Source organism: Staphylococcus sp. EG-SA-18 (assembly GCF_017151825.1).
Lineage (GTDB): Bacteria > Bacillota > Bacilli > Staphylococcales > Staphylococcaceae > Staphylococcus > Staphylococcus aureus.
Genome location: NZ_JACYVY010000009.1, coordinates 14411 through 26744, shown reverse-complemented (window position 1 = coordinate 26744; position 12334 = coordinate 14411). Strand labels below are relative to the sequence as shown.

At 34.8% G+C, this 12334-nt stretch carries 9 protein-coding genes and 2 tRNA genes; all 11 read left to right on the top strand.

The genetic code is table 11. The annotated features are described in order from the left end of the window. Window positions 1–28 precede the first annotated feature (28 nt). The 11 genes from IDG66_RS03095 (at window position 29) to IDG66_RS03045 (ending at window position 12246) form a co-directional block, all read left to right on the top strand. A complete protein-coding gene (locus tag IDG66_RS03095; protein WP_021286023.1) occupies window positions 29–967 on the top strand; it encodes a YybS family protein in 939 nt (312 codons plus the stop codon). Between the two features lie 14 nt (window positions 968–981). Continuing rightward, the gene (gene gdpP, locus IDG66_RS03090) at window positions 982–2949 is read left to right on the top strand and encodes a cyclic-di-AMP phosphodiesterase GdpP (protein ID WP_001081643.1); all 1968 of its coding nucleotides are present in this window, start codon (window positions 982–984) and stop codon (window positions 2947–2949) included. Further along, complete coding sequence (gene rplI, locus IDG66_RS03085) at window positions 2946–3392, top strand: 50S ribosomal protein L9 (RefSeq protein ID WP_000864305.1); 447 nt, start codon at window positions 2946–2948, stop codon at window positions 3390–3392. Before gdpP ends, rplI begins: the two co-directional genes overlap by 4 nt. 31 nt (window positions 3393–3423) lie before the next feature. Then, entirely contained in the window at window positions 3424–4824 is a 1401-nt protein-coding gene (gene dnaB / locus IDG66_RS03080; protein ID WP_000375647.1) for a replicative DNA helicase, read from the top strand. Window positions 4825–5102: 278 nt separating this feature from the next. Next, a complete protein-coding gene (locus IDG66_RS03075) occupies window positions 5103–6386 on the top strand; it encodes an adenylosuccinate synthase (protein ID WP_000095327.1) in 1284 nt (427 codons plus the stop codon). A 429-nt stretch (window positions 6387–6815) separates the two neighbouring features. Then, window positions 6816–6890 (top strand) — tRNA-Glu (locus tag IDG66_RS03070). 7 nt (window positions 6891–6897) lie between these two features. Continuing rightward, window positions 6898–6970 (top strand) — tRNA-Asp (locus IDG66_RS03065). Window positions 6971–7589: 619 nt separating this feature from the next. Further along, window positions 7590–8291, top strand: a complete 702-nt coding sequence (gene yycF / locus IDG66_RS03060; protein WP_000101976.1) for a response regulator YycF — start codon at window positions 7590–7592, stop codon at window positions 8289–8291. 12 nt (window positions 8292–8303) lie between these two features. Then, window positions 8304–10130, top strand: coding sequence for a cell wall metabolism sensor histidine kinase WalK (walK, locus tag IDG66_RS03055; protein WP_000871607.1), 1827 nt, complete (start codon window positions 8304–8306; stop codon window positions 10128–10130). After that, entirely contained in the window at window positions 10123–11457 is a 1335-nt protein-coding gene (yycH, locus tag IDG66_RS03050; protein WP_001060150.1) for a two-component system activity regulator YycH, read from the top strand. Before walK ends, yycH begins: the two co-directional genes overlap by 8 nt. Next, the gene (locus tag IDG66_RS03045; RefSeq protein WP_001104167.1) at window positions 11458–12246 is read left to right on the top strand and encodes a two-component system regulatory protein YycI; all 789 of its coding nucleotides are present in this window, start codon (window positions 11458–11460) and stop codon (window positions 12244–12246) included. Window positions 12247–12334: the final 88 nt, after the last annotated feature.

Genomic DNA, 12334 nt, shown 5'->3' with positions numbered 1-12334 from the left:
GGTTAAAATAATAGCTATAGTTAAAAATATGGGAGTGGCTTATGTGTTTTCAAAAATACAACCTAAAGCAACAATAATTGCAACGATTGCGTTGGTATTTGTCGCTTTAGCTTTATATCTAGTGCCTGGTTTAGGACTAATATTTGCATTGTTTGCAACCATACCAGGTATCGTTTTATGGAATAAATCAATACAATCTTTCGGGATTAGTGCACTTATTACAGTAATTATAACAACTGTTTTAGGTAATACTTTCGTTTTAAGTGCCATCATATTAGTCTTAATTGCAAGTTTAATTATTGGTCAATTGCTCAAAGAAAGAACGTCTAAAGAAAGAATATTATACGTAACAACAGTAGCGATGAGCTTAATTTCATTAATCGCTTTTATGTTACTACAAACATTCGGAAGAATTCCACCATCAGCGAGCATAGTAAAACCTTTCAAGCAAACATTACATGAAGCGATTACGATGAGCGGTGCCGATGCGAATATGACCCAAATATTAGAAGAAGGGTTTAGACAAGCGACCGTTCAATTACCAGGTTTCATCATTATCATTACATTTTTAATCGTCTTAATTAACTTAATCGTTACATTTCCGATTTTACGAAAATTTAAAATCGCTACACCTGTATTTAAGCCACTTTTCGCGTGGCAAATGAGCGGTATTTTATTATGGATATACATTATTGTTATCATATGTTTATTATTTACAGGTCAACCGAGTGTGTTCCAGAGCATTCTTTTAAACTTCCAACTTGTGTTATCATTAGTAATGTATATTCAAGGTTTAAGTGTTATTCATTTCTTTGGTAAAGCGAAAGGTTTGCCGAATGCAGTAACGATTTTACTATTGATTATCGGTACAATACTGACACCTACGACACATATTGTAGGACTACTTGGTGTTATCGATTTAAGTTTGAATTTGAAGCGAATCATGAAAAATAATTCTAAAAAGTGAATAGAGGTGGAATAATGAATCGGCAGTCCACTAAGAAAGCTTTACTAATACCATTTGTCATCATGATCATCACAGCAATTGTTTTAATGGGTGTATGGTTTATCTTTAATAGTCTTATAGCACTAATTGCATCTATCGTTCTTGTCGTGATGATTATTGTTAGCATCGTTTTATTCAGACAAGCTTTAATGAAAATGGATAGTTATGTAGATGGTTTGAGTGCTCAAATTTCAACAACAAATAATAAAGCAATCAAACATTTACCAATTGGTATCATTGTTTTAGATGAAAATGATCACATCGAATGGGTTAACCAATTTATGACAGATCATATGGAAGCAAATGTCATTTCTGAATCTGTAAATGAAGTATTTCCAAACATTTTAAAGCAATTAGATAGAGTGAAATCCGTTGAAATAGAATATAATCAGTATCATTTCCAAGTACGTTATTCTGAGAATGATCACTGCCTCTATTTCTTTGATATAACTGAACAAGTACAAACAAATGAACTATATGAAAATTCTAAACCAATCATTGCGACATTATTTTTAGATAACTACGATGAGATTACTCAAAATATGAATGATACGCAGCGTTCGGAAATCAATTCAATGGTAACGCGTGTTATTAGTCGATGGGCAACTGAGTATAATATATTCTTTAAAAGGTATAGTTCCGATCAATTCGTAGCCTATTTAAATCAAAAAATATTAGCTGACTTAGAAGAATCTAAATTTGATATCTTGAGTCAATTACGTGAAAAAAGTGTTGGTTATCGTGCCCAATTAACATTAAGTATTGGTGTTGGTGAAGGTACTGAAAATTTAATCGATTTAGGTGAATTATCACAATCAGGCCTAGACTTAGCATTAGGACGCGGTGGCGACCAAGTTGCAATTAAAAGTATTAATGGTAATGTGCGCTTCTATGGCGGTAAGACTGACCCGATGGAGAAACGTACTCGTGTAAGAGCGCGTGTTATCTCACATGCGTTAAAAGATATCCTTGCAGAGGGTGACAAAGTCATTATCATGGGACATAAACGTCCTGACTTAGATGCAATTGGTGCAGCAATCGGTGTGTCTAGATTTGCAATGATGAATAATTTAGAAGCATACATCGTATTAAATGAGACTGACATTGATCCAACATTACGACGCGTGATGAACGAAATTGATAAAAAGCCAGAGTTAAGAGAGCGATTTATTACATCAGATGATGCTTGGGATATGATGACATCTAAGACAACCGTAGTGATTGTTGATACGCATAAACCGGAACTGGTTTTAGATGAAAATGTCTTAAATAAAGCAAACCGTAAAGTTGTTATCGATCATCATAGACGTGGTGAAAGCTTCATCTCTAATCCATTGTTGATATATATGGAACCATACGCAAGTTCGACAGCTGAATTGGTAACAGAGTTACTGGAATATCAACCAACAGAACAACGTTTAACACGTCTTGAATCAACAGTGATGTATGCAGGTATTATTGTAGATACAAGAAACTTTACATTACGAACAGGATCAAGAACATTCGATGCAGCGAGTTATTTACGTGCACATGGTGCAGATACGATTTTAACGCAACATTTCTTAAAAGATGATGTGGATACTTACATTAATCGATCTGAATTAATTCGAACTGTAAAAGTTGAAGATAATGGCATAGCAATTGCGCATGGTTCAGACGATAAAATTTATCATCCAGTAACAGTTGCACAAGCAGCAGATGAACTGTTAAGTTTAGAAGGTATTGAAGCATCATATGTTGTTGCGAGACGTGAAGATAATCTGATTGGTATATCTGCGCGTTCACTCGGTTCAGTAAATGTCCAGTTAACAATGGAAGCACTTGGTGGCGGTGGACATTTAACCAATGCGGCAACACAACTTAAAGGTGTGACAGTCGAAGAGGCGATAGCACAATTACAACAAGCAATTACAGAACAATTAAGTAGGAGTGAAGATGCATGAAAGTAATTTTTACACAAGATGTTAAAGGTAAAGGTAAAAAAGGTGAAGTTAAAGAAGTACCAGTAGGTTATGCAAATAACTTCTTATTGAAAAAGAATTATGCTGTAGAAGCAACACCAGGTAACCTTAAACAATTAGAGTTACAGAAAAAACGTGCAAAACAAGAACGCCAACAAGAAATTGAAGATGCTAAAGCATTAAAAGAAACGTTATCAAACATTGAAGTTGAAGTATCAGCAAAAACTGGTGAAGGTGGTAAATTGTTTGGGTCAGTAAGTACAAAACAAATTGCCGAAGCACTAAAAGCACAACATGATATTAAAATTGATAAACGTAAAATGGATTTACCAAATGGAATTCATTCCCTAGGATATACGAATGTACCTGTTAAATTAGATAAAGAAGTTGAAGGTACAATTCGCGTACACACAGTTGAACAATAAAGTTGGATTGAAATAAGAGGTGTAACCATTCATGGATAGAATGTATGAGCAAAATCAAATGCCGCATAACAATGAAGCTGAACAGTCTGTCTTAGGTTCAATTATTATAGATCCAGAATTGATTAATACTACTCAGGAAGTTTTGCTTCCTGAGTCGTTTTATAGGGGTGCCCATCAACATATTTTCCGTGCAATGATGCACTTAAATGAAGATAATAAAGAAATTGATGTTGTAACATTGATGGATCAATTATCGACGGAAGGTACGTTGAATGAAGCGGGTGGCCCGCAATATCTTGCAGAGTTATCTACAAATGTACCAACGACGCGAAATGTTCAGTATTATACTGATATCGTTTCTAAGCATGCATTAAAACGTAGATTGATTCAAACTGCAGATAGTATTGCCAATGATGGATATAATGATGAACTTGAACTAGATGCGATTTTAAGTGATGCAGAACGTCGAATTTTAGAGCTATCATCTTCTCGTGAAAGCGATGGCTTTAAAGACATTCGAGACGTCTTAGGACAAGTGTATGAAACAGCTGAAGAGCTTGATCAAAATAGTGGTCAAACACCAGGTATACCTACAGGATATCGAGATTTAGACCAAATGACAGCAGGGTTCAACCGAAATGATTTAATTATCCTTGCAGCGCGTCCATCTGTAGGTAAGACTGCGTTCGCACTTAATATTGCACAAAAAGTTGCAACGCATGAAGATATGTATACAGTTGGTATTTTCTCGCTAGAGATGGGTGCTGATCAGTTAGCCACACGTATGATTTGTAGTTCTGGAAATGTTGACTCAAACCGCTTAAGAACGGGTACTATGACTGAGGAAGATTGGAGTCGTTTTACTATAGCGGTAGGTAAATTATCACGTACGAAGATTTTTATTGATGATACACCGGGTATTCGAATTAATGATTTACGTTCTAAATGTCGTCGATTAAAGCAAGAACATGGCTTAGACATGATTGTGATTGACTACTTACAGTTGATTCAAGGTAGTGGTTCACGTGCGTCCGATAACAGACAACAGGAAGTTTCTGAAATCTCTCGTACATTAAAAGCATTAGCCCGTGAATTAGAATGTCCAGTTATCGCATTAAGTCAGTTATCTCGTGGTGTTGAACAACGACAAGATAAACGTCCAATGATGAGTGATATTCGTGAATCTGGTTCGATTGAGCAAGATGCTGATATCGTTGCGTTCTTATACCGTGATGATTACTATAACCGTGGCGGCGATGAAGATGATGACGATGATGGTGGTTTTGAGCCACAAACGAATGATGAAAACGGTGAAATAGAAATCATCATTGCTAAGCAACGTAACGGTCCAACAGGCACAGTTAAGTTACACTTTATGAAACAATATAATAAATTTACAGATATCGATTATGCACATGCTGATATGATGTAAAAAAAGTTTTTCCGTACAATAATCATTGCGATGATAAAATTGTACGGTTTTTATTTTGTTCTGAACGGGTTGATATATGTTAAGTTTGTGTATTGAAAGTGATGGATTAGTACTGTCAACGCCTCTGTTAAAGGGTTTTTAGGACGTTGAAGACGATTTGTTAAAATGATTTTTCTTTTAAAAAGGCTGAAAATCAATGTTCGATTTTTATTTGCATTATGGTCTCGATATTGGTAGAATATCAAATGGTTAAATGAGAAAAACTTGGAGGTGCTCACATGTCATCAATCGTAGTAGTTGGGACACAATGGGGAGACGAAGGAAAAGGAAAAATAACGGATTTCTTGGCAGAACAGTCAGATGTTATCGCGCGTTTTTCAGGTGGTAATAATGCAGGCCATACCATTCAATTTGGCGGAGAAACATATAAATTACATTTAGTACCATCTGGTATCTTTTACAAAGACAAATTAGCGGTAATCGGTAACGGTGTCGTTGTTGATCCAGTTGCACTATTGAAAGAATTAGACGGATTAAATGAACGTGGCATTCCTACAAGTAATTTACGTATATCTAATCGTGCGCAAGTGATTTTACCATATCACTTAGCACAAGATGAATATGAAGAACGTTTACGCGGTGACAATAAGATTGGTACAACTAAAAAAGGTATCGGTCCAGCATATGTAGACAAAGTTCAACGTATCGGTATTCGTATGGCAGATTTACTTGAAAAAGAAACATTCGAAAGATTATTAAAATCAAACATTGAATATAAACAAGCATATTTCAAAGGTATGTTTAACGAAACATGTCCATCATTTGATGATATCTTTGAAGAATACTATGCTGCAGGTCAACGTTTAAAAGAATTTGTAACAGACACATCAAAAATCTTAGACGATGCATTTGTAGCAGATGAAAAGGTACTTTTCGAAGGTGCGCAAGGTGTAATGTTAGATATCGACCATGGTACATATCCATTCGTTACATCAAGTAATCCAATTGCAGGTAACGTTACTGTTGGTACAGGTGTAGGTCCTACATTCGTTTCAAAGGTAATTGGTGTATGTAAAGCTTATACATCACGTGTTGGTGATGGTCCATTCCCTACTGAATTATTCGATGAAGATGGACATCATATTAGAGAGGTTGGTCGTGAATACGGTACAACAACAGGACGTCCACGTCGTGTAGGTTGGTTTGATTCAGTTGTATTACGTCACTCTCGTCGTGTAAGTGGTATTACAGATTTATCTATTAACTCAATCGATGTTTTAACAGGCCTAGACACAGTGAAAATCTGTACAGCTTATGAATTAGACGGTAAAGAAATTACTGAGTACCCAGCAAACTTAGATCAATTAAAACGTTGTAAACCAATCTTTGAAGAGTTACCAGGTTGGACAGAAGACGTAACAAATGTGCGTACTTTAGAAGAATTACCTGAAAATGCACGTAAATATTTAGAGCGTATTTCAGAATTATGTAATGTACAAATTTCTATCTTCTCAGTTGGTCCAGATAGAGAACAAACAAACCTATTAAAAGAATTGTGGTAGAACTTTATATAAGTCATACACAATGATTATAAATACATGAGCCTTCTATCTTTATTGGTAGGAGGCTTTTGTTATGCTTGCTTCTGTATCGATTCGATTATTTAGATAAAAAATACTAACGTAAAGGCGATATTTGCTAGTCATAATTTAGAAGATTAGATGATATTTAACGAAAATTAAGATGAAATACTTGAATGTAAGAAGTCTGATGTCGAAAATAGCTATTAAAATAGAGTAGACGTAAGTGTAAATGAAAGCACCTAAAATAGAAAAATTTCAAAAATAGCGTAATTATTATAATAAATAGACTGCCAATAAAATGCAATTTTTCACTTATAACATTCTTCAAAAAATAATAGCAAAATTATGTAAAAAATATCTTGTCATGGCAAGATTGGCTGTGCTATAATCTATCTTGTGCTTAAGAACGGCTCCTTGGTCAAGCGGTTAAGACACCGCCCTTTCACGGCGGTAACACGGGTTCGAGTCCCGTAGGAGTCACCATTTTTTAGGTCTCGTAGTGTAGCGGTTAACACGCCTGCCTGTCACGCAGGAGATCGCGGGTTCGATTCCCGTCGAGACCGTACAAATGCCTATCCAAGAGGATAGGCATTTTTTTGCGTTTAATATTATATTAATAAAAGATATATGGACGAATGATAATCATATTGATTTATCTGTTCGTCCATTTTCTTTAAAATGTATGAACCTCAAGTAACTTAGTGGTTGGATATGAAAGATAAACGTAGACAATAAAATCTTTATTAGACGTACAAACATATGCTACTGTCAACATATTTCTTCGTTGTGATATGCCACCAGTCCTCCATAACATCAATTGTTAAAGTAACGAATAACGAATAATGATATTTATTTTCTGAGCAATGACGTGCAACTAGAAGTTGCCATTATCCTAATTTTATTATTGGAATAGAGACCTCATCATTGTGTTAAATATCATTGTCACAATCCGCCGTGAGAAACTAATAAAAAATAGTAATATATAAGTTTATATTGGAAAATAGAATTAATAGCTTATAAATGGTAAATTATATAATAGGTTACTATACGTTATAAGACGGAAAATGCGCACAATAACAAAAATAGTAAGCGACATCCTGTGATTTTTTACACAAACATAAACGATAAAGAACAAAAAATGATAAAATAATATTAATGATTTAAGAAAAGAGGTTTATGCAAATGGCTAGAAAAGTTGTTGTAGTTGATGATGAAAAACCGATTGCTGATATTTTAGAATTTAACTTAAAAAAAGAAGGATACGATGTGTACTGTGCATACGATGGTAATGATGCAGTCGACTTAATTTATGAAGAAGAACCAGACATCGTATTACTAGATATCATGTTACCTGGTCGTGATGGTATGGAAGTATGTCGTGAAGTGCGCAAAAAATACGAAATGCCAATTATAATGCTTACTGCTAAAGATTCAGAAATTGATAAAGTGCTTGGTTTAGAACTAGGTGCAGATGACTATGTAACGAAACCGTTTAGTACGCGTGAATTAATCGCACGTGTGAAAGCGAACTTACGTCGTCATTACTCACAACCAGCACAAGACACTGGAAATGTAACGAATGAAATCACAATTAAAGATATTGTGATTTATCCAGACGCATATTCTATTAAAAAACGTGGCGAAGATATTGAATTAACACATCGTGAATTTGAATTGTTCCATTATTTATCAAAACATATGGGACAAGTAATGACACGTGAACATTTATTACAAACAGTATGGGGCTATGATTACTTTGGCGATGTACGTACGGTCGATGTAACGATTCGTCGTTTACGTGAAAAGATTGAAGATGATCCGTCACATCCTGAATATATTGTGACGCGTAGAGGCGTTGGATATTTCCTCCAACAACATGAGTAGAGGTCGAAACGAATGAAGTGGCTAAAACAACTACAATCCCTTCATACTAAACTTGTAATTGTTTATGTATTACTGATTATCATTGGTATGCAAATTATCGGGCTGTATTTTACAAATAATCTTGAAAAAGAGCTGCTTGATAATTTTAAGAAGAATATTACGCAGTACGCTAAACAATTAGAAATTAGTATTGAAAAAGTATATGACGAAAAGGGCTCCGTAAATGCACAAAAAGATATTCAAAATTTATTAAGTGAGTATGCCAACCGTCAAGAAATTGGAGAAATTCGTTTTATAGATAAAGACCAAATTATTATTGCGACGACGAAGCAGTCTAACCGTAGTCTAATCAATCAAAAAGCGAATGATAGTTCTGTCCAAAAAGCACTATCACTAGGACAATCAAACGATCATTTAATTTTAAAAGATTATGGCGGTGGTAAGGACCGTGTCTGGGTATATAATATCCCAGTTAAAGTCGATAAAAAGGTAATTGGTAATATTTATATCGAATCAAAAATTAATGACGTTTATAACCAATTAAATAATATAAATCAAATATTCATTGTTGGTACAGCTATTTCATTATTAATCACAGTCATCCTAGGATTCTTTATAGCGCGAACGATTACCAAACCAATCACCGATATGCGTAACCAGACGGTTGAAATGTCCAGAGGTAACTATACGCAACGTGTGAAGATTTATGGTAATGATGAAATTGGCGAATTAGCTTTAGCATTTAATAACTTGTCTAAACGTGTACAAGAAGCGCAGGCTAATACTGAAAGTGAGAAACGTAGACTGGACTCAGTTATCACCCATATGAGTGATGGTATTATTGCAACAGACCGCCGTGGACGTATTCGTATCGTCAATGATATGGCACTCAAGATGCTTGGTATGGCGAAAGAAGACATCATTGGATATTACATGTTAAGTGTATTAAGTCTTGAAGATGAATTTAAACTTGAAGAAATTCAAGAGAATAATGATAGTTTCTTATTAGATTTAAATGAAGAAGAAGGTCTAATCGCACGTGTTAACTTTAGTACGATTGTGCAGGAAACAGGATTTGTAACTGGTTATATCGCTGTGTTACATGACGTTACTGAACAACAACAAGTTGAACGTGAGCGTCGTGAATTTGTTGCCAATGTATCACATGAGTTACGTACACCTTTAACTTCTATGAATAGTTACATTGAAGCACTTGAAGAAGGTGCATGGAAAGATGAGGAACTTGCGCCACAATTTTTATCTGTTACCCGTGAAGAAACAGAACGAATGATTCGACTGGTCAATGACTTGCTACAGTTATCTAAAATGGATAATGAGTCTGATCAAATCAACAAAGAAATTATCGACTTTAACATGTTCATTAATAAAATTATTAATCGACATGAAATGTCTGCGAAAGATACAACATTTATTCGAGATATTCCGAAAAAGACGATTTTCACAGAATTTGATCCTGATAAAATGACGCAAGTATTTGATAATGTCATTACAAATGCGATGAAATATTCTAGAGGCGATAAACGTGTCGAGTTCCACGTGAAACAAAATCCACTTTATAATCGAATGACGATTCGTATTAAAGATAATGGCATCGGTATTCCTATCAATAAAGTCGATAAGATATTCGACCGATTCTATCGTGTAGATAAGGCGCGTACGCGTAAAATGGGTGGTACTGGATTAGGACTAGCCATTTCGAAAGAGATTGTGGAAGCGCACAATGGTCGTATTTGGGCAAACAGTGTAGAAGGTCAAGGTACATCTATCTTTATCACACTTCCATGTGAAGTCATTGAAGACGGTGATTGGGATGAATAATAAGGAACATATTAAATCTGTCATTTTAGCGCTACTCGTCTTGATGAGTGTCGTATTGACATATATGGTATGGAACTTTTCTCCTGATATTGCAAATGTCGACAATACAGATAGTAAGAAGAGTGAAACGAAACCTTTAACGACACCTATGACAGCCAAAATGGATACAACTATTACGCCATTTCAGATTATTCATTCGAAAAATGATCATCCAGAAGGTACAATCGCGACGGTATCTAATGTGAATAAACTGACGAAACCTTTGAAAAATAAAGAAGTGAAGTCCGTGGAACATGTTCGTCGGGATCATAACTTGATGATTCCTGATTTGAGCAGTGATTTTACATTATTCGATTTTACGTATGATTTACCGTTATCAACATATCTTGGCCAAGTACTGAACATGAATGCGAAAGTACCAAATCATTTCAATTTCAATCGTTTGGTCATAGATTATGATGCTGATGATAATATCGTGCTTTATGCTATAAGCAAAGATCGCCACGATTACGTAAAATTAACAACTACAACGAAAAATGATCATTTTTTAGATGCATTAGCAGCAGTGAAAAAAGATATGCAACCATACACAGATATCATCACAAACAAAGATACGATTGATCGTACGACGCATGTTTTTGCACCAAGTAAACCTGAAAAGTTAAAAACATATCGCATGGTATTTAACACGATTAGTGTTGAGAAAATGAATGCTATACTATTTGACGATTCAACCATCGTTCGTAGTTCAAAGAGTGGTGTTACAACCTACAACAATAATACAGGTGTCGCAAACTATAACGATAAAAATGAAAAATATCATTATAAAAACTTGTCCGAAGATGAAGCGAGTTCCAGCAAAATGGAAGAAACGATTCCAGGAACCTTTGATTTTATTAATGGTCATGGTGGTTTCTTAAACGAAGACTTCAGATTGTTTAGTACGAATAATCAGTCAGGCGAGTTAACATATCAACGTTTCCTTAATGGTTATCCAACGTTTAATAAAGAAGGCTCTAATCAAATTCAAGTCACTTGGGGTGAAAAAGGCGTCTTTGATTATCGTCGTTCGTTATTACGCACCGACGTTGTTTTAAACAGTGAAGATAATAAAACGTTGCCGAAATTAGAGTCTGTACGTTCAAGCTTAGCGAACAATAGTGATATTAATTTTGAAAAAGTAACAAACATCGCTATCGGTTACGAAATGCAGGATAACTCAGATCATAATCACATTGAAGTGCAGATTAACAGTGAACTCGTACCGCGTTGGTATGTAGAATATGATGGCGAATGGTATGTTTATAACGATGGGAGGCTTGAATAAATGAACTGGAAACTGACAAAGACACTTTTCATTTTCGTGTTTATTCTTGTCAACATCGTGTTAGTATCGATTTATGTTAATAAAGTCAATCGCTCACACATTAATGAAGTTGAGAGTAACAATGAAGTTAATTTTCAGCAAGAAGAAATTAAAGTACCGGCTAGTATATTGAATAAATCAGTTAAAGGTATAAAATTAGAGCAAATTACAGGGCGATCAAAAGACTTTAGTTCTAAAGCTAAAGGCGATTCGGATTTGACCACATCAGATGGTGGAAAATTATTAAATGCGAACATTAGTCAATCGGTAAAGGTCAGTGACAATAACTTAAAAGATTTGAAAGATTATGTTAACAAACGTGTGTTCAAAGGTTCAGAATATCAATTAAGTGAAATTAGTTCTGGTTCTGTAAAATACGAACAAACGTATGATAATTTCCCGATTTTGAACAATAGTAAAGCGATGTTGAACTTTAATATAGAAGATAACAAAGCGACTAGTTATAAACAATCAATGATGGATGACATTAAGCCCACAGATGGTGCAGATAAGAAGCATCAAGTGATTGGTGTGAGAAAAGCAATCGAGGCATTATATTATAATCGTTACTTGAAAAAAGGTGATGAAGTCATTAATGCTAGACTTGGTTACTATTCAGTCGTGAATGAAACGAATGTTCAATTGTTACAACCAAACTGGGAAATTAAAGTGAAGCATGACGGTAAGGACAAAACGAATACTTACTATGTCGAAGCGACAAATAATAACCCTAAAATTATTAATCATTAATATGAATCGTAATAAGCTAGCATTGCAAGCTCATCATATGTGAGAAGCGGTGCTAGCTTTTTGCTGGTACGGTTTATTATGGCTGACG

Coding starts and splice junctions, on each gene's coding strand:
- IDG66_RS03095 (WP_021286023.1), top strand. CDS start 29: ATGGGAGTGGCTTATGTGTTTTCAAAAATACAACCTAAAGCAACAATA.
- gdpP (WP_001081643.1), top strand. CDS start 982: ATGAATCGGCAGTCCACTAAGAAAGCTTTACTAATACCATTTGTCATC.
- rplI (WP_000864305.1), top strand. CDS start 2,946: ATGAAAGTAATTTTTACACAAGATGTTAAAGGTAAAGGTAAAAAAGGT.
- dnaB (WP_000375647.1), top strand. CDS start 3,424: ATGGATAGAATGTATGAGCAAAATCAAATGCCGCATAACAATGAAGCT.
- IDG66_RS03075 (WP_000095327.1), top strand. CDS start 5,103: ATGTCATCAATCGTAGTAGTTGGGACACAATGGGGAGACGAAGGAAAA.
- yycF (WP_000101976.1), top strand. CDS start 7,590: ATGGCTAGAAAAGTTGTTGTAGTTGATGATGAAAAACCGATTGCTGAT.
- walK (WP_000871607.1), top strand. CDS start 8,304: ATGAAGTGGCTAAAACAACTACAATCCCTTCATACTAAACTTGTAATT.
- yycH (WP_001060150.1), top strand. CDS start 10,123: ATGAATAATAAGGAACATATTAAATCTGTCATTTTAGCGCTACTCGTC.
- IDG66_RS03045 (WP_001104167.1), top strand. CDS start 11,458: ATGAACTGGAAACTGACAAAGACACTTTTCATTTTCGTGTTTATTCTT.